Annotated in this window: 20 protein-coding genes and 4 pseudogenes; 12 read left to right on the top strand and 12 right to left on the bottom strand. The window is 67.2% G+C overall.

Translation table 11 applies throughout. The features are described 5' to 3' along the window. The first annotated feature begins 185 nt into the window (after nucleotides 1–185). Nucleotides 186–1,139: a flavoprotein gene (locus tag EES42_RS36950; protein ID WP_206433774.1), complete on the top strand. Its 954-nt coding sequence runs from the start codon at nucleotides 186–188 to the stop codon at nucleotides 1,137–1,139. Here EES42_RS36950 and EES42_RS36945 read toward each other — a convergent pair. After that, entirely contained in the window at nucleotides 1,122–1,577 is a 456-nt protein-coding gene (locus tag EES42_RS36945) for a winged helix-turn-helix transcriptional regulator (protein ID WP_241196834.1), read from the bottom strand. The genes EES42_RS36950 and EES42_RS36945 overlap by 18 nt on opposite strands. Before the next feature lie 59 nt (nucleotides 1,578–1,636). Here EES42_RS36945 and EES42_RS45810 point away from each other — a divergent pair. After that, a pseudogene (locus EES42_RS45810) lies at nucleotides 1,637–2,137 on the top strand (NAD(P)-binding domain-containing protein); the annotation flags it as partial. Next, nucleotides 2,111–2,806, top strand: coding sequence for a DinB family protein (locus EES42_RS45805; RefSeq protein ID WP_323180977.1), 696 nt, complete (start codon nucleotides 2,111–2,113; stop codon nucleotides 2,804–2,806). The pseudogene EES42_RS45810 and the gene EES42_RS45805, both read left to right, overlap by 27 nt. Nucleotides 2,807–2,861: 55 nt before the next feature. Here EES42_RS45805 and EES42_RS36935 read toward each other — a convergent pair whose 3' ends face one another. Next, nucleotides 2,862–3,290 carry a hypothetical protein gene (locus tag EES42_RS36935; RefSeq protein ID WP_124722543.1) on the bottom strand — a complete coding sequence of 143 codons (429 nt, stop codon included), beginning with the start codon at nucleotides 3,288–3,290 and terminating at the stop codon, nucleotides 2,862–2,864. Nucleotides 3,291–3,490: 200 nt separating this feature from the next. On the opposite strand from EES42_RS36935, the gene EES42_RS45205 reads away from it, so the two are divergent. Beyond that, nucleotides 3,491–3,658, top strand: a complete 168-nt coding sequence (locus EES42_RS45205) for a hypothetical protein (protein ID WP_164495465.1) — start codon at nucleotides 3,491–3,493, stop codon at nucleotides 3,656–3,658. Between the two features lie 181 nt (nucleotides 3,659–3,839). On the opposite strand, the gene EES42_RS36925 is transcribed toward EES42_RS45205, so the two are convergent. Then, nucleotides 3,840–4,292 (bottom strand): DUF6188 family protein, encoded by a 453-nt coding sequence (locus tag EES42_RS36925; RefSeq protein ID WP_124722542.1) that lies wholly within the window; start codon nucleotides 4,290–4,292, stop codon nucleotides 3,840–3,842. A 382-nt stretch (nucleotides 4,293–4,674) separates the two neighbouring features. On the opposite strand from EES42_RS36925, the pseudogene EES42_RS36920 reads away from it, so the two are divergent. Continuing rightward, a pseudogene (locus EES42_RS36920) lies at nucleotides 4,675–4,878 on the top strand (AAA family ATPase); the annotation flags it as partial. Between the two features lie 86 nt (nucleotides 4,879–4,964). Here EES42_RS36920 and EES42_RS36915 read toward each other — a convergent pair. The 3 genes from EES42_RS36915 to EES42_RS36905 form a co-directional block, all read right to left on the bottom strand. After that, nucleotides 4,965–5,891 carry an NADP-dependent oxidoreductase gene (locus EES42_RS36915; RefSeq protein ID WP_164495476.1) on the bottom strand — a complete coding sequence of 309 codons (927 nt, stop codon included), beginning with the start codon at nucleotides 5,889–5,891 and terminating at the stop codon, nucleotides 4,965–4,967. 69 nt (nucleotides 5,892–5,960) lie between these two features. Next, nucleotides 5,961–7,085, bottom strand: coding sequence for an FAD-dependent oxidoreductase (locus EES42_RS36910; RefSeq protein WP_124722541.1), 1,125 nt, complete (start codon nucleotides 7,083–7,085; stop codon nucleotides 5,961–5,963). A gap of 98 nt (nucleotides 7,086–7,183) precedes the next feature. Then, complete coding sequence (locus EES42_RS36905) at nucleotides 7,184–8,077, bottom strand: NADP-dependent oxidoreductase (RefSeq protein WP_124722540.1); 894 nt, start codon at nucleotides 8,075–8,077, stop codon at nucleotides 7,184–7,186. A 71-nt stretch (nucleotides 8,078–8,148) separates the two neighbouring features. On the opposite strand from EES42_RS36905, the gene EES42_RS36900 reads away from it, so the two are divergent. Next, on the top strand, nucleotides 8,149–8,718 hold the full coding sequence (locus EES42_RS36900; protein ID WP_124722539.1) for a TetR/AcrR family transcriptional regulator: 570 nt from the start codon (nucleotides 8,149–8,151) through the stop codon (nucleotides 8,716–8,718). Nucleotides 8,719–9,033: 315 nt separating this feature from the next. Here EES42_RS36900 and EES42_RS36895 read toward each other — a convergent pair whose 3' ends face one another. After that, nucleotides 9,034–9,354, bottom strand: coding sequence for a hypothetical protein (locus EES42_RS36895; protein ID WP_241196833.1), 321 nt, complete (start codon nucleotides 9,352–9,354; stop codon nucleotides 9,034–9,036). Nucleotides 9,355–9,464: 110 nt separating this feature from the next. Here EES42_RS36895 and EES42_RS36890 point away from each other — a divergent pair, with 110 nt between their 5' ends. The 5 genes and pseudogenes from EES42_RS36890 to EES42_RS46815 all read left to right on the top strand — a co-directional run. Further along, nucleotides 9,465–9,791: a C40 family peptidase gene (locus tag EES42_RS36890; protein WP_206433773.1), complete on the top strand. Its 327-nt coding sequence runs from the start codon at nucleotides 9,465–9,467 to the stop codon at nucleotides 9,789–9,791. Between the two features lie 717 nt (nucleotides 9,792–10,508). Further along, nucleotides 10,509–10,721, top strand: coding sequence for a hypothetical protein (locus EES42_RS45800; RefSeq protein ID WP_206433772.1), 213 nt, complete (start codon nucleotides 10,509–10,511; stop codon nucleotides 10,719–10,721). After that, on the top strand, nucleotides 10,718–11,179 hold the full coding sequence (locus EES42_RS36875; protein ID WP_124722537.1) for a hypothetical protein: 462 nt from the start codon (nucleotides 10,718–10,720) through the stop codon (nucleotides 11,177–11,179). The genes EES42_RS45800 and EES42_RS36875 overlap by 4 nt, the downstream gene beginning before the upstream one ends. Nucleotides 11,180–11,436: 257 nt before the next feature. Beyond that, complete coding sequence (locus tag EES42_RS36870) at nucleotides 11,437–12,360, top strand: GNAT family N-acetyltransferase (protein ID WP_124722634.1); 924 nt, start codon at nucleotides 11,437–11,439, stop codon at nucleotides 12,358–12,360. A 183-nt stretch (nucleotides 12,361–12,543) separates the two neighbouring features. Continuing rightward, nucleotides 12,544–12,684, top strand: a pseudogene (locus EES42_RS46815) (site-specific integrase); the annotation flags it as partial. Nucleotides 12,685–12,898: 214 nt separating this feature from the next. Here EES42_RS46815 and EES42_RS36860 read toward each other — a convergent pair. The 3 genes and pseudogenes from EES42_RS36860 to EES42_RS47735 all read right to left on the bottom strand — a co-directional run bounded on the left by EES42_RS36860 (nucleotide 12,899) and on the right by EES42_RS47735 (nucleotide 14,723). Continuing rightward, complete coding sequence (locus EES42_RS36860; RefSeq protein ID WP_124722536.1) at nucleotides 12,899–13,558, bottom strand: pentapeptide repeat-containing protein; 660 nt, start codon at nucleotides 13,556–13,558, stop codon at nucleotides 12,899–12,901. A gap of 525 nt (nucleotides 13,559–14,083) precedes the next feature. Further along, a pseudogene (locus EES42_RS36855) lies at nucleotides 14,084–14,350 on the bottom strand (hypothetical protein); the annotation flags it as partial. A gap of 139 nt (nucleotides 14,351–14,489) precedes the next feature. After that, nucleotides 14,490–14,723, bottom strand: a complete 234-nt coding sequence (locus EES42_RS47735; protein ID WP_323180976.1) for a nucleotidyl cyclase domain-containing protein — start codon at nucleotides 14,721–14,723, stop codon at nucleotides 14,490–14,492. A gap of 46 nt (nucleotides 14,724–14,769) precedes the next feature. Between EES42_RS47735 and EES42_RS47730 the strand changes: the two genes are divergently transcribed. Further along, nucleotides 14,770–14,988 carry a hypothetical protein gene (locus EES42_RS47730; protein WP_323138465.1) on the top strand — a complete coding sequence of 73 codons (219 nt, stop codon included), beginning with the start codon at nucleotides 14,770–14,772 and terminating at the stop codon, nucleotides 14,986–14,988. 170 nt (nucleotides 14,989–15,158) lie between these two features. Here EES42_RS47730 and EES42_RS36845 read toward each other — a convergent pair whose 3' ends face one another. Next, nucleotides 15,159–15,374 carry a hypothetical protein gene (locus EES42_RS36845; protein WP_124722535.1) on the bottom strand — a complete coding sequence of 72 codons (216 nt, stop codon included), beginning with the start codon at nucleotides 15,372–15,374 and terminating at the stop codon, nucleotides 15,159–15,161. A 31-nt stretch (nucleotides 15,375–15,405) separates the two neighbouring features. After that, entirely contained in the window at nucleotides 15,406–15,723 is a 318-nt protein-coding gene (locus tag EES42_RS36840; RefSeq protein ID WP_124722633.1) for a hypothetical protein, read from the bottom strand. Nucleotides 15,724–15,906 lie beyond the last annotated feature (183 nt).

Raw genomic sequence — 15,906 nt, 5'->3', positions numbered from 1 at the left:
GGAGTAGGTCCAGCGCTCCCCGGGAGGAGTTCCGCTGCCGAATCGCTGGTCGAAGCGGCGCGGCTGGCCGCGGAAGAAGTAATCTGCCGACAGTCCACGGTCGACCTCGTGGCCGACGTCATCGGAGCGACTCCAGTTCCTGGCGGAGACTTGCGCCGCCTGGCTGCGCGATGTGGACTCCCCGCATGACGAAGCGAGTCCTCTACATCATCGCCTGCGCGGCCGGCCCGACCCAGTACATCGACGTGGGAGTTCGGCAGGCACAGGCTCGCGGCTGGGATACCTGCCTGGTCTTGACGCCGTCGGCAGCTGCTTGGTGGGAGCCGCGCATGGCCGAGCTGGAGAAACTGACCGGACACCCAGTGCGGTCTCGGTACAAGCTTCCCTGGGAGAAAGATGCACTGGCAAAGGCTGACGCCATGCTATTCGCGCCGCTCAGCTGCACCAGCCTGAACAAGTGGGGCGGCGGTATCTCGGACACGCTCGCTATCGGGCTCATCTCCGAGGGCGTGCACATGGGCGTACCTGCGCTGGTGATGTCGTACTTCAATCAGGCGCAAGGAGCTCAGCCAGCCGTGGCTCGCAGCATCGCCGGCCTTCGCAGCCGAGTGTTCAAAGCGCTCGGCCAACTGGCCTCCGCCGGCGAGGAGATCAGCGTTTCATCGGTCGCTCGCGCCACCGGCGTCCACGTCCACCGCAGCCTGATTCACCGTCACGGAGACCTGCACGCAGCCGACATCGCCCGCGCGGGCCAGCCCCCGCCCGACACGACTACCGGAACGCAGGTCAGCCGCAAGTCGCTGTTGGCCGACATCTCGAACCTCACGGCCCGCAACGGGAGACTGGCCGCGCACGTCACCCGGCTCGAACGGCACCTGTCCGAGGCCCTGGGCCAGACGGCTTGGGAAGTCTCCGCCTCGGCCGACATCAAGACCCTCACACGCCGCACCACCGAGCTGGAACACAGCAGATCTTCGACCGCCGCGGCGAACTCGCGGAACGGGACGAGGACCTCGAAGCCGCACGCGCCGCGAACCGGGAACTCATGGCCCAGATCAACAGTCGTTCGACCAGAGAATCCGGCATCACGCAAAGCTAGTTGTTGCGGCGGAGGACGGTGTTCACGCCCTTCTGTGTAGCTCGGTGGTCCGCAGCACTTCAGCCCTCAGGAGTGGTGCGCACGCACGGGGTTGGTGGCCGGGATGCCTAGCCGTGTGAGATCTCGGCAAGTCGACCACTTCGGAGCCTTCGCGACGCATCCGTTCACTCCCCCAGGCGCCGAGCGGCCCGAGCGCTTGATTGAGCGTGCGCCCGTGCTCGGTCAGGAGTTTCTCCACCCGTGGCGGCACCTCGGCAAACACCTCCCGGTGCACCAGTCCGTCTTCCTCCATCTCACGCAGGTGCTGAGTCAGCATCTTCTCGCTCACTCCAGGCAGGCCGCGACGGAGCTCGGCGAAGCGGCGTACGCGATGTGCGTCAAGTTCCCAGAGGATCAGTCCTTTCCACTTGCCGCTCACCACGTCTAGCGCAGCGTCGATGCCGCAGATGTAAGGCCCGCATCTCGGCGCCTTGGCCATCACCGATCCCCTTACTAAAAGGTAAGTACCGCAGAAAATAGTGGGTACTTCCAAGAGTAGTGACGCTCTCCGAGCATGGAGGGGTGAATGAACAACAGCACCACACCACCAGGCAAGACAGCACTGTCACCGTGATCGGGCTTGGCCCGATGGGCCAGGCGATGACCCGCACCCTCCTCGCCGCCGGCCACCCGGTCACCGTCTGGAAGCGCACCGCCGGCCGGGCCGACGGCGTCGTCGCCGACGGAGCAACGCTCGCAGCGACACCTGGCGAGGCGATCGAGGCGAGTGACCTCGTGATCCTCAGCCTCACCGACTACCAGGCGATGTACGACATCCTCGACAGCGCCACCGCATCGCTCGTCGGCCGGACGCTGGTCAACCTGAGCTCTGACACCCCCGACCGCACACGTAAGGCAGCATCCTGGGCAGCGGGCCACAACGCCACCTTCCTCACCGGTGGTGTCATGGTCCCTGCGCCGATGGTCGGCACGGAGGCAGCCTATGTCTACTACAGCGGCCCCACCGAGGTGATGGAGAGCCACCGGCCGATGTTGGCACTGCTCGGCACACCGAAGCATCTGGGCGAGGATCCGGGTCTCGCCCAAATGATGTACCAAGCCCAGCTCACAGTGTTCCTCACCACCCTGTCCGCACTGATGCACGCCACCGCGATGCTGGGCACCGCAGGAATGAAGGCCAAGGAAACACTGCCGGATGGACGACCTATCCCGCCCCCGCGTGCCGACGAGCGCGCCATGCTGGAAGCATGGCTGGACTTTCACCGCACGACGCTCGCCCTGAAGTGTTCGGGCCTCAAAGATGATCAATTACGGATTGCTGCAGCGTCACCCTCGTCGATGACGCTGCTCGGCCTCGTTCAGCACATGGCTGAAGTGGAGCGCAACTGGTTCCAGCGCGTATTCGCAGGTCAGGACTTGGTTCCGGTTTTCGGGGAGGGCAACCTTGACGGTTTCAGGCTTCAGCCGGAACGAGGACTGGATGAGGCGATGAATGCCTGGCAATCGGAGATCACCCGGGGCCGCGAACTGATCGCTGACGCATCGCTGGACGACGACGGGCGCCTGCCCGAGCAGGAAGCGGGTCACGTCGGCGATCAGGGAGTCTCCCTGCGCTGGATCATGGTGCACATGATCGAGGAGTACGCACGTCACAACGGTCATGCCGATCTCATCCGAGAACAGATCGACGGAGCTACCGGCGCATGAAATGTGCTAGCGCTGCCATGCCCCGAGCCATCAGTCGTTGGCACGGTGCCGGAGGTCATTCCCGCACTGCGTGCCCGCGATCGAGAGGGATCACCACGGCTGACCGTTTCGCGAGTTGATCGCGCAGGGCGGCGTTCTCGGCGAGCAGGGCCGCGATGACCGTGGCGGCGGCGTCGACTTCGTCTTGGAGTCGTTGTCGCTCGTGTCGGTTGTCTCGCAGTTGGCGGCGGAGGCGGGCGATCTGCGCGGCCTGGGCCTGGTCGTGTTTGCTTGCCGAGCTCTGGCTGACGTGGTTGTCCCAGTCGACGAGCACTGCAGTTGCCCGGTTCATCGTGGCCCGGCTGACGCCCGCCTCCCGCCAGAGGTTCTGCTTGGTGAGCTTGCCGTCGGTCCGGACGGGCCGGCCCGTGAAGAGCTGTTCCATGGCCTCCCGCAGCGCCTTCTCGGTCTTGAGGGAGAAGCCTGGCCGGTTCGGGGTGGTCATGCTTCGCCCGCCTTGGCGAGGGCGGTCTCGACGTCGCGGATCTGCTGGTCGATCAGGGTTCTGCGGTTGGCCGGGAGGGCAGGGAGGTTCCGCAGGCTGGTCAGGGAAGCGCGCTCGGCCCGCCAGATCGGCAGGTGCTCGGGGGCGATGATGCTGTTCGCGCAGCGCGCCGGCTGGCAGCGGTCGATGAGCGGTCCGCGGTGGCCCGTTGGGACGACGGTGTCTTCGAGGCATTTCGCGCCGACGGGGTTGTTCTCGTCGAGGGTGCAGTGGTTGAGCTTGCCGAACCGGATCGACAGGCGGGTGCGTTGGAGCAGGCGGTACTCGACGAGGATGTCGCCTTGCCGGGCCTTCCCGCTGGCGCGTAGGGCTTCGGCTTTCTCCCGGACGGCGGATGGGACTCATGCTGTCCTGTCGTACTGAGGTTGTCGGATTCTCACCGCTTCTCGTTTGCGCTGTCGGATTCTCATTGCGTCGCGCACTGAGCGGCGACGGTTGCCTCGTCCTTGGGGTTTGATCCTGTCCCGTTGCAACGTAGGTGGCAGATTCTCAGTGCTTCGCAGCTTGACCTTGCGGATTCTCACTTGTTCCAGAGCGGGACCAAACGGCAAGGTCTCCGCCGGGCAACGAGATGAAGCGCCATCCCTGTGGTTCTGTGACCTGCCAGGCTTCGAACGATGCGTCGGCCGAACAAGTCAGATGCATGCCGCTGTCGAACACCATTCGCAGGACGCCGGACTTGAACACAACCGCGGACAGGACCGTCGCCCCGAACAGTGGAAGAGCCGCAGCCACGTCCTGGGACTCCGGTGTCAAAGGCAGGCCAGGACTGGTGTGGAGTGACCCTTTCGAGAGCTGAGCTGGTGCTTCCAGCACGACTTCCCACCCTGCGTCCAGGACGAGGGTCAGCCGAAAGTCGATGCTGATCCTGACGACACTCAAGCCTCGGAGGTTAAGGACCCATCGGTCTTCGTGCTCGACCGGTTCCACTTCGGTGCTCATCACCACACCATGGTCCACTCCGTCGCAGGCACCAAGGGGTTTCGCTCCTCCTCGGCATCGTCCTCTGCTGAGCCGTCGATGCCTCTGGACGTTCCGCAAAAGCCAGCTTCGCTGAGAACGCGAGGAGAGGCGTGCGCAACCATCCTGGCAAACCGGCAGCTCAGGCCAAGATCAACGGACAACTGCAGTGCGACGGGACAGATCCCATTTGCCTGGCCCGGTTCTCTCTGTACCTGTCACGGTCGTTTGCGGCAGGTACAGAGAGAACCGGGGGTGGCGATGGATCCGGGTCTGGTCGATGTCGAGTGGGCCGACGGGGAGGGCGGCGGGCTGAGGAAGTCCGTACTGGGGGCGGTGTCCTGGGTTCCGTTCGTTCGAGTCGGTGCTCCCGCCCCGCCGGGTCCTACCCGGGCCGTCCGAGGAAGCCGCGACTACCTTCATTGACCAGGCATGCCGGATGCTGCGGCTCCCCACCGTCCGAGGGCAGTTTCCCGATCTCGCCGGGGCCGCGTCGCGTGAGCAGATGTCGTACCGGGGTTTCCTCGCGGAGCTGCTGCTGGCCGAGTGCGACGACCGGGCCCGCCGCCGCTTGATCGCCGGGGCGCTGAGCTCCTCTTCCAGGTGCTGACGGAAAGGGGCGGTAGGCGGCGAGCCCGACCAGGCCCACGGCTGTCAGGGCACGGTGATGACGATCTTGCCGCGCGCATGGCCGGTGGCGCTGACGTCGTGAGCCGTGGCGGCCTCCGTTAGCGGGAACACGGCGTGCAGCGGAACGGCGAGGCGGCCTTGGTCGGCGAGATCGGCCGCCAGTGGCAGCCCTGCCCAGCCCGGCGACTCCCCTGCTTCGGAGCGGGAAAACCGCACTCCGTGTCGGTCGGCGTCGAAGTCCGCGATGGTCACCACGCGATGCGGATCGCCGGCGATGGCCACCAGTTCGGCCAGAGAACCCTTACCGGCCGCGTCCAGAACCACGTCGACGCCGCGCGGAGCCAGTTGGGCAAGGCGATCGGCCAGCCCCGCCCCGTAGGTGACCGGTACGACGCCGAGCTGGTCGAGAAAGCCGTGGTTGCCTTCGCTCGCGGTGCCGATCACGGTGAGGCCGCGGGCCTGGGCGAGTTGTGCGGTGATGGTGCCGACGCCTCCGGCGGCACCATCGATCAGCAAAGTCATGCCCTCGGCAGCTTCCAGGGCCTCTAGTACCCGCGTGGCCGTGTCGATGTTGCCTGCGGCGCCGCCCGCTTCCTCGAAGGACCACGACCGGGGCTTGGTTGCCCATGCCTCCAGCACGGCGTACTGGGCTGCAGCGCCTCCCTGATTCACGAAGGGGACGAGGCCGAAGACCTCGTCTCCCACGGCGGTGCCGGTCACCCCCTCTCCTACCTCGTCGACTATTCCGGCGGCATCCATGCCGGGGATGTGGGGGAAGTCCAGGGTGGCGATGTCCCGCAGCAACCCTGAACGCAGGTAGCAGTCAACAGGAGTGACGCCGGTGGCACGCACCACGATGCGGACCTGACCGGGCCCGGCGTGCGGCTCTTCGACCTCCTCCACGCAGAGGACCTCGGAACCGCCGTAGCGGTGGTATTGCACAGCAAACATGGGCAAACTCCGTATACATAGCAAGTCGTTCAGCAGGAGAGCTTGCAGTCGCTCACCTCTGCGGCACTGTCAGATTCCCGCTGGTTCTCGTTCGGTGAAGAACTTGATCACCTCCTGGGACGTGGGGTTGTGCGCGACTGCGGCGGCGGCCGCGGCGCTGCGGGGGAACAGCCCTCGTTCGTACTCGGTGAGGGCGGTTTCGATGTCATTAGGGTGTGCGGCGAGGGCCTTGCCGAGTTCGGCGCCGTCCTGCATGGCCAGGTTGGCGCCCTCGCCGTTGGGGGTCGAGAGGTGGGCGGCGTCGCCGAGCAAGGTCACTCCTGGCACCCGGCCCCAGCGGTGCCCGACCGGCAGGGCGTGCAGGGGGCGCAGGACCGGCGCGGTCTCGCCGGCGGTGATCAGGGCGGTGAGTTCCGGTGCCCAGCCGTCGTACTCCTCCGCGATCCGCGCGGCGGCTGCGGCGGCATCGGTGAAATCGATGGTCGCGAACCAGTCTTGTGGCTTGGTCAGCGTGATGTAGGTGTGGAGGGTCCCGTCCTTCTCCCGGTGCGCCACGAACCACTTCCCGTTCCCGTCCGGGTCGAGCGCTACAAGCGTTCCGTCGCCGACCGCTTTCGCGGTGGCCGGGTGTCGGGTGTCGGCGTCGTGCAGGTGAGTCTCGACGAAGGACCGGCCGACGTATGCGGGCGTGGTGTCGCAGAGCAGCGGTCGCACTCGTGACCATGCACCGTCCGCGCCGACCAGCAGGCTCGTGGCGACGGCGGTGCCACCTGCGAAGGTCACCTCGTGGCGGCCCTTGGTGAGGGCGCGGACGCCGGTGGCCTTGTGGCCCCATCGGACGGTACCGGCGGGGAGTGCGTCGAGCAGGATCTGTCGCAGTTCGCCGCGCTGTACCTCGGGGCTTTCGCCCGTGCCGTCGTCGGCCTTGTCAAACAGGACGGTCCCGTCTCGGCCGAGGAGCCGTATCGCTTGGCGGCCTTCCAGGACGATGCTGCGGAACTCGTCCGTCAGACCGGCAGTCTTGAGGGCGAGTTGGCCGTTGCGGTCATGGATGTCGAGCATCCCGCCCTGCGAACGCGCCGTCGGGGAGGACTCCGCCTCGTAGACCGTGACGGGGATGCCGTGGAGGTGCAGGACGCGGGCCAGGACGAGGCCGCCGAGTCCGGCGCCGATGATCGTGACAGGAGTGTGCATGGGGGCTCCTTGCGTGTCGCACACCTGCCGGGTGGGTCTGGGCAGGATCGCTGGAAGGAAGGCAGCTTGCCGGGCTGTGCCGTCGGGCAGGAAACGGCTCAGACGACGATGACCCGGCGCCCGCGCGTGTGACCGGCCCGGCTGTCGATGTGCGCGGCCGCGGCCTCGGCGAGCGGGTACAACTTCTCGACCGGGATGTGGAGCTTTCCCCGCACGATGAGGCCGACGGCCTCGGCGAGGGCTTCCGGTACGTTCCCGGTCACGCCGGAGAATCGGACACCGAACTCCGGCGCATCAAGATCGGCGATGGAGATCACCTTCTGCGGGTCCCCGGTCAGTTCGACGAGTTCGCGGATCACGCCGGAGCCGGCCAGATCGAGCGCTGCGTCGACATGGCCGAGCTGCTGCACCCGCTTGACCCAGCCCTCGCCGTACGTCGTGGCGAGGGCGCCCAGGCTGCGCAGGTAGTCCTGGTTCGCGGCTCCGGCCGTGCCGATCACCGTGATGCCGCGGTCGCGGGCGATCTGCAGCACCGTCGATCCGACTCCGCCGGACGCGCCGCTGACCAGCAGCGTCTGGCCGGGCTGCACACCGGCCTGGCGGATGATGCGCAGCGCGGTCTCCACCACGGAGGGGTACCCGGCCGCCTCTTCGAAGGTCAGCCCCTCCGGCATTCGGGCCCAGGCCGACAGCACGGCGAATTCGGCATAGGTGCTTGAGCCTCGCCCGAACACATGGTCGCCGACCTCGACTCCTTCGACGCCTTCGCCGACCTCGTCCACCACCCCGGAGGCGTCCTGCCCGACTCCGGCGGGCAGGACGACCGGGCGGACCTTCTGGAACTGGCCTTCACGGATTCTCCAGTCGACGGGGTTCACGCCCGCCGCCCGCACGGCGATGCGTATCTGGCCGGGGCCCGCGTGGGGCTCCTCGGCGCCTTCGAGGCGGAGAACGTCGGGATCGCCGAACTCGGCGAAGCTCACTCTCTTCATGCAGCCGACCGTAACACTAACGGTTGTTGTTTAGAAACAGTTACTCCTTTGGATTTGATAGTGTCAGCGACATGACCGAGCCGCCCGGACGTCGTGAGCGCAAGAAGGCCGCGACCCGACAGAAGATCGCCGACACCGCCCTTCGGCTCTTCCTGGATCGCGGGTACGACGCGGTGGGCATCCGCGATGTGGCCGCCGAGGCAGACGTGGCCGTCACCACGCTCTTCTCCCACTTCGCCTCGAAAGAGGCCCTGGTGTTCGAGCAGGACGACAACTTCGAGCAACGCCTCACGCAGGCGGTCACCAACCGCGCACCGCACGAACCGCTCATCCCCGCACTGCGCCGCGAGATCCAGGAGATGGTCCGGCACTGCACAGCGGACGGCACCGTCCCGATCTACCACATGATCGACGAGTCACGTGCCCTGCGGGAGTACGAGGAGTCGATGCGGCTGCGTCATGCAGAGTCGCTGGCAACGGCCATCGCTGCCGATCCCGGCCTGTCACAGACCACAACGGCCTGCCGGACGATCGCGAGGTTCGTGATCGACGCCTATTCGCTGGCCCGTGAGGCGGACGATCCGCAGGCCGCGGTGGAGGAGATCTTCCAGATGATCGAGGCGGCCTGGGAAGTCACCTGACCTACCACTCTGCGAGCATCGCCCGCGAGGTCGGGCCCACCCTGGCGGCAGGCTCAAGGACGTCAGGATCCCCTGCAGAGCAACTACTTCGGCGGGGCTGGCGCAGGGCGCCCGGCCAGTTGCCTGGGGAACGGCACAGCCAACGACCGTTCTGCCTCCACCGAGAGCGCGACTTCCGCGAAAGCCAGGTCGACTGAGAACCCCGGGCCTCCGCCTTCTCAAACGACCTGGCATCCCGGCAGGTCAACAGCTCGCTACCTGACACATTCACTTCGACAGGACAGCGTGCCCTGTCGCACTCAAGCAGGCGTATTCTCACTCGATCTCATTCGAGTTGGCAGATTCTTGCCGACCAGGTTCCGAGCGACGGACCCGCACGACGCCCTTGTCCAGGTCAACACCAAGTGGCGTCCCCTCTCCGACCCGGACGTTCTTACGGAATCTCTCCTGCTCCATCGCCCGCTTCACCGCCTGCGCGGCTGGAGAGAACCCCTCTACCAGCGCGGAAGTACGCCCCTTTGTCTTGCGGTAGTAGATCCACCCACGGCGCTCTGCCCACAGCAAAGCACGATCCACCAAAATCAGGCAGACACCGGCGGCGACGCCGACTGTCACCACAATCACAGCGCTTCTCATACCGCTGAAACGTAGCAACCCTCTGCCGAGTTGCTCCAGCAGTTGGTACGGCGACCGGCCGGGTCGGCGCCGTCGTCAACGCAGCCCTGGCGCAGCGCGGCATCCCCTATGTGTGGGGTGGCGGCAGCACCACGGGCCCGACCAAGGGCGGTTACGACTGCTCGGGCCTGATGCTCTACGCCGTCTACCAAGGTGCCCGGGTCACGCTCCCCCGCACCTCCCAGCAGATGCGGCACTCCGGCACCCGAGTCCCCCGGTCTCAGATCCGGCCCGGCGACCTGATCGTCATCAACAATGACGGGAACTGGGGACACGTCGGCCTCTACATCGGCGACAACACCATGGTCCACGCACCCCGGCCCGGGAAGACCGTCGAGACCACTTCAACGTCGGGGTACTGGAAACGGTACGACTGGGACGTACGCCGCGTGCTCTGACGCCGCCTGTAGGTTCCGAATAGAGATGTCGGTGTCCGGCCATCTTGTCGTCGGTATGTCGGCTGCTGGGACAAACCCGCAGGTCGACCGTTGTCCCGTCGCACCCACCTGGACGGCCCAGCCCGCCAGCAGGGCGCCGAGGGAGATGCCTACGTTGGTCACGGCGCAGAGATAGGCGCGGAATGCCTGAGGTCGGTCCCCTCCGTAGTGCCTGATGAGCGGAAGCCGAGGACCCGCGGGCGGCCGGAACCGGCCGCCCGGATCCAGTTCCGCAGGGTCTCCGGGTTGATCCCCAGGTCCGCGGCAACCTACTTGATCGTCGTTTCCGGCCGCGACTCGTACAACGCGACCGAATCCGCCTTGAACTCGGCGGAGTAGTGCTTCATGACCACGACACGTCCATCTCTCAGATCCTCAAGATCCACTATCCCGAGTGTCCAAGATCAGGGGTGAGGGCCCAGGTGGGCAGATGCAGGTAGCCGAACGAGATCAGGCGGATCGGGCGAGTTCTTCGCCGGCATCGACGCCCAGCTCGATGCCGCCTCGGCCACGGCCCCGAAAACCCAGCGCAACGACCGAGATGTCCTCAACCTCCTGACCAAACGCGCCAACGTCCTGCACCTCGGACCGGCGAACTACTGCTGATTCACCGACCCGTCCCGGGCACTCTGTCTCAAGCTGGCCGGCACCCCGACAGCCGACCGTCCGCTGGTCGGGATGTGTGACTCGGCCCGCTGTCCGCAGGCCACCCATCAGCCCTGCCACCGGCCCGTCTGGGCCGAGCACGCTGAACGCACCGAGATCTTCCTCGGCCAGCTCGGCACCACACGCAAGACCGAACGCACCCAGCTCCGCGCCGACTACGACCGGGCCCTCCGTGTCGTCGCCGAGATCGACGCCGCCAGCACCACGGACGAGGAGTCCGCATGAGAATCTCCGCAGCCCAGCGGACCGAGAATGAGAACCGCATCCGGGCCGCCATGGACCGGCTCCTTCGCGGCGAGATCCCGCCCGGCAGGAAGTGCGACATCAAGACCCTCGCCGCCGAAGCCGCGGTCGACCGCACCGCGTTCTACGGCACCCGGCCTTACGCTCACCTCCGCGTCGAGTTCGAACGACGGGTACAGGCGCTGCACGACGCCGGCGAGATCCCCGACCCTCGCGAGGTTCGGATCGCACGGCTCAAGGCTGAGAACGCCAAGCTCCGGGAACGGCTGGCTCAGTCGGAGCAAGCGGTCGACCAACTCACCGACTTTCGTGGCCAGGCCCTGGCCCGGCTCGCCGCCCAGCACGAGGAAATCGTCTGGCTTCGCGAGTCCGTCACCGGGGCGAGCCGGGCGAGCCGCCTACCCGCTCCGCGAACCACAGTGATCGGAACGTGCAGCTGACACACCGGGATTCACTGGGCACTGTCGGACGCGGGGCGATCGAAAAGGGTTTACGGACGGGGCTGCGCTTGGATAGACGTTACGGCGGAACCCCCACCATGAGGGTGAGGGGCCACGAAAGCGAGAGGAGGGATAAGCCCATGATCGCCATGATCACCGCGCTTGTGTCCTCCCGGGGTGCGGACCACATCTGACCTCGGAGCGGACGGGCGCCTTCACCGGAGCGTGCTTTGACCGTGAAACAGAACGACCTGACCATGCGTCCGATCACCGGGCGCGAAGAACTCGACCTCTTCTCTCAACTGCCTTACACCCTCAACGGGGAATTGGCGGACGACCTTGCCGCCGGCCGCCGACGTCCGGAATGGATGTGGGTCGCCCTTCGCGGCGAGCGGCTACTGGCCAGGGTCGCATGGTGGGGTCGGGCCGGAGACGACACACCATTCCTTTTGGATATTTTCGACATCGACGACAGCAGCGCGGATCGTGATCGCGTGGACATCGGCGTGCGGCTGCTGCGGGCTGCCACGGCCGCAGTGGTCCCAGCCGGCGCCCGTCCACCCGAGTACAACCGAGCCGTCCCACCCGATTGGCGCGAGGGCGGAGCGACCAGGCGCATCGTCGAGGACCGCATGCTCGCCCTGGAACGGACCGGTGCCCGGCAGTTCGTCGAACGGCTGCTTCTGGAGTGGCGTCCCGGTACGCCACTCCCCGAGCCGAAGGGGCGCCTGGCGTTCCAGCCGGTCCGCGACACCGAGGAAATCCTCGCCCTGATGACTCGGGTCCTGGACGGAACGCTGGACGCGCACAGCAGGGACGACCTGACCCGGATGTCCCCCCGCGAAGCGGCGGCCAGACACCATGAGGAGGAGCTCGCGCACTTCCGGAGCCCGCAGGACTGGTGGCGGATCGCGACGCTGCCGGACGGCGAGCCGGTGGGGTTCGTCACCCCGGCCCGCAACGACTACAACCCCATCATCGGCTACCTCGCCGTACTCCCCGAACATCGGGGCAACGGCTACATCGACGAGATCCTTGCCGAAGGCACCCGGATCCTCAGCGCGCAGGACGTCCCCCGCATCCGGGCAGCCACGGATCTCGGCAACACCCCCATGGCGAACGCCTTCCAGCGCATCGGATACGTCAACTTCGCACGCCGGATCTGCATGATCTGGAGCTGACCGAGGGCGCGGGGCTCCCGCAACGGCGTCCCGCGCACTCGCCCGCGATCAACAAAGTGAACTGCATCACACCAGCGAGGCTGGAATGCAACACGCACTGCCCCCATCGTCGCGAACGCGGCGTCAAATCTCGGCTGCCCAATCACGACACGACTCCGACTGCACACGGCCTCTGCGGACACAAGGCACGGCCACGTCACCCATCAGATCGAGGACGGCGCCGACCCTGCGTTCGTCCAGCGCCAGGCGAGGCACCGATACGCCTCGACGACCGCCATTTACATCGGCGTCAGCGGCTCGGCGACCGTGGTGATGAGGTCCTAGACGCTTGGGCCTCGACTGTCGAGCGAGGGAACCACGCGGGCGTGCCGCAGGTCGAGGAGGGCGTGGCAGGCTTCCCGATCCGCACGGATCGTGTTCGTGCCGGACTTCTTGTCCGCGAAGGCCTTCTGTCAACCGGCCGCTCGGGCTCGTGGTCGCCGGTGGATCAGCCGTAGGAGCCGAGTTTGTCGGGCGGGTGGTCCGGGGCTGTCAGCCCTCAGCTGTCCTTCACGGTGAGGCCGACGTGCTGGGCGAGGGCGGGGGCGAGGTCGAGCAATTGGGGGGTGCTGATGATGGCACCTTTGAGTGCTTCGGCTCCCGAGGTGATGCCCAGCGCACTCGCCTCGCGCAGGTCGACCCGGGTGAGGGTGGCTTTGGTGAAATCGACCCGGTCCAGAGTCGTTCCCGGGAACGACACATCGGTCAGTGTCGCGCCGGCGAAGTCCACGTCGCGCAGCAGGCAGTCGACGAAGACGGCCTCCCTCAGTGTGGCCGCGCGCAGGTTGACCGAGTCGAACTTGCAGTGGTGGAAGACAGCTCGCCGCATCTGTGCCCCGTGGAGCTGGGTGCCGGCCAGGAGGCTGGAGAGGCACTCGGTGTCCAGCCAGGTGGTTTCCGCGAGGTCGGTGCCCACGGTGCGGATGTTGTGCATCCACACCGTGTCGAGGCGCGCGCGCCGCAGACGGCTACCGGTGAACGTCACCGAGGAGAGGGCCGACTCGGACAAGCGGGTCATACCGCCGTCGATGTCGTCGAAGGCGCGGCCGTCGATGTGGAGCCACTCGTAGACCTCGTCCCGCTCCAGGTCCCTGGTGAAGGGTTCGAGGCGGTGTGCGTAGGGCAGGTCGGGCAACTCACGGGGGGCATGTGTGGGCATCGGCGTCCTTCCAGCGTCGGGGGCAGCCCTCAAAAGGCCCATGGCAGGCCGTTTGGGGTTCGAGGAGATGACCTCATGCTCACCCGCACCGGCCGGTTCTGCCTAATCACCAGCGAGCAAAGAGTCCGTTGCGTAGACCGCGCGGTCACGGCGTCACGAGTGGATCAAAATCCGAAAGCACTACAGAGCGTCACATTAACGTTGCCTTTCGTGTCATGGTGAGATTGCCGCCACGTCGTCCGGAGCCTCGCAGAAGTGGCTGATATGGCTTCCTGCCTGCGGGTTTGCCAGCCCGGGGCAGCAGGGCGGGCACCGGACGGCGGGCGGTCTCGGGCTTCTCTCAAATTCATTTTGCGCCGCAGGCTCATCGTCCGGGTGTGAAGATCGCGCTCTCAGGCCTTCCTGGGGAAGATCACGCCACCGGCAGCCGGGGCGGCAGGAAAGGTGGCCACTCAGCCGTTCGGAGCCGCCGTTATGGCACCCATTCCGCAACTTCCGATAGCCGGAACTACCGACAGAGCCGTCGGGGTCCTGGTGGCAGTCGATGATCCGGGCGACGCCGATCACAGCGCCGGTCGCCAGGTCGCGGCCGCGGATCGTGCGGGCGACCAGCGGGGTGTGCAGGGCTGCTCGGTCGGTGCTCTGGCCCGCGTGCAGCAGTACCCAGCCCGGCTTCCACGGGCGGGGCCGGTTCTCAATGGTTTTGGCGCCGGTCAGGATGCAGGTCGCCCAGGGCTGACGGATCGTGATGCCGCGGATCCAGTCGCCTTCGATGAGCGGGCTCGGTGTCATGCGGCCCGCCCCCGTACTGCGGTGCCCGGGCGGCCGGCCCGACGGCCGTTGACGCTCGGAACGCGCGCATGGTCGGGGCGGGCCCGGAGGATGTCGCCGGTGTGTTTGCCCTCGTACATCGCCGCATCCGCAGCACGCATCAAGGTCGGCAAGTCGCGGCCGGCGACGGCGGCCGGGGTGGCGGCACCGAGGGAAACGGACAGCGGCAGCAACCCGTCCTCGTGGGGACGGGGCGGGTCATGAGACGGGCCAAGTGCTCCAGGCGCAGCGCCTGGTGGCGGGGTTCGATACGGGCGAGGGCTGCGAACTCGTCGCCTCCGAGACGGCCGGCAACGCCACGCGGCCCGGCCCACTCGCTCAGGCGGGCGCCGATCGCGGCGAGCGCGGTGTCCCCGGCCGCGTGCCCGTGGCGGTCGTTGATGCTTGAAATGGTCGGCGTCAGCGAGGACCAGGACCACGTCGTCGGCGTGGTGCTCCAGGAGGCGCTGCGCGCGGGTGGTGAACGCTTCGCGGCGCCAGGTGGTGGTGAGCGGGTCGCGCCGGGCCTGGGTGAGGCGGCGGTGCAGGACGGTGGTGTGCAGGTTCCATCCGGCCAGGGGCACGGCCATGGCGGTGAGCTGGAGCGTCTTCCTCGTTAACACGAGCGTGGTCATACTGGTGGCTTCCTTCTCGTCTCTGGCACGGGACTGGAAAAGCTCAGGGCCGCCGCTGACACGGCGGCCCCGGGCGCTTATACGTGTGGGTTCAGGCGGTCCCGGCCAGCCCTACGGCGGAGATGGCACTGGGATCGGGGCAGTACGGAGAGCCGTCAGCGCAGAGGGACCGCGGTGCTGGCGGTTTCCTGGTCCATGAGTGTCAGGAACGCGGCGCCGAGATCCGGTGCGTCCAGAACCACTCGGAGGACCGACGCGAGCTGGCGACGCTCCATCGGGTCGAGGCGGGCGAACAACTGCGCAGCCTCGCTGCGTACGGTGGCGCGCTCCTTGTCGGTGACGGCAGGATCGGGGAGCTGCTGATAGGTCATGCTTCTGGCCCTTCCGGTTCGGGCTGGGTGGTCAGCGGCCGGTGCGGCGCTGGGTGTCGGCGAGGATGGCCCGGCCGGCGGGGTGGGCCTCGACCGCGGCCCGCAGCGCGTGCCACCAGGTGTCCGCGTACTGCTGGCGCTCTTGCAGGTCCCGCAGCTTCTGGGCGAGGCGGCCGTAGCGGGTGGTGAGGGAGTCGCACAGGCATTCCGCGTCGGGGTCCTGGATCCGGGCCATGCAACCGGGTGCGAGGCAGAGCGTCCCGTCGGGGTCCACGAACCAGAAGCACCCCGACGGAACGCTGTCGGGTGTCGTTGTCACCGGGTTGTCGCGGGTACCAGACGCCGTCATCGGCGGCTGCTGGTGCAAGTGCGGCGCTGAAGCGGCGAAGCTCATGCGCGGACCGCGTCCGCGTACTGCTGCTCCAGGTCGGCGCGGCCTTCGGGATCGTCCGGGCCGTGTTCGGTGCACACGGTGTCCGGGTCGCTGTCCAGGGAGCCGGTCAGCGCCTTGTACAGGTCGGTGACCGAGTAG

The organism is Streptomyces sp. ADI95-17, from assembly GCF_003846175.1.
Classification (GTDB): domain Bacteria; phylum Actinomycetota; class Actinomycetes; order Streptomycetales; family Streptomycetaceae; genus Streptomyces; species Streptomyces sanglieri.
Note: the sequence above shows the minus strand (reverse complement) of the source record. Positions and strands in the feature narration are given on the sequence as shown.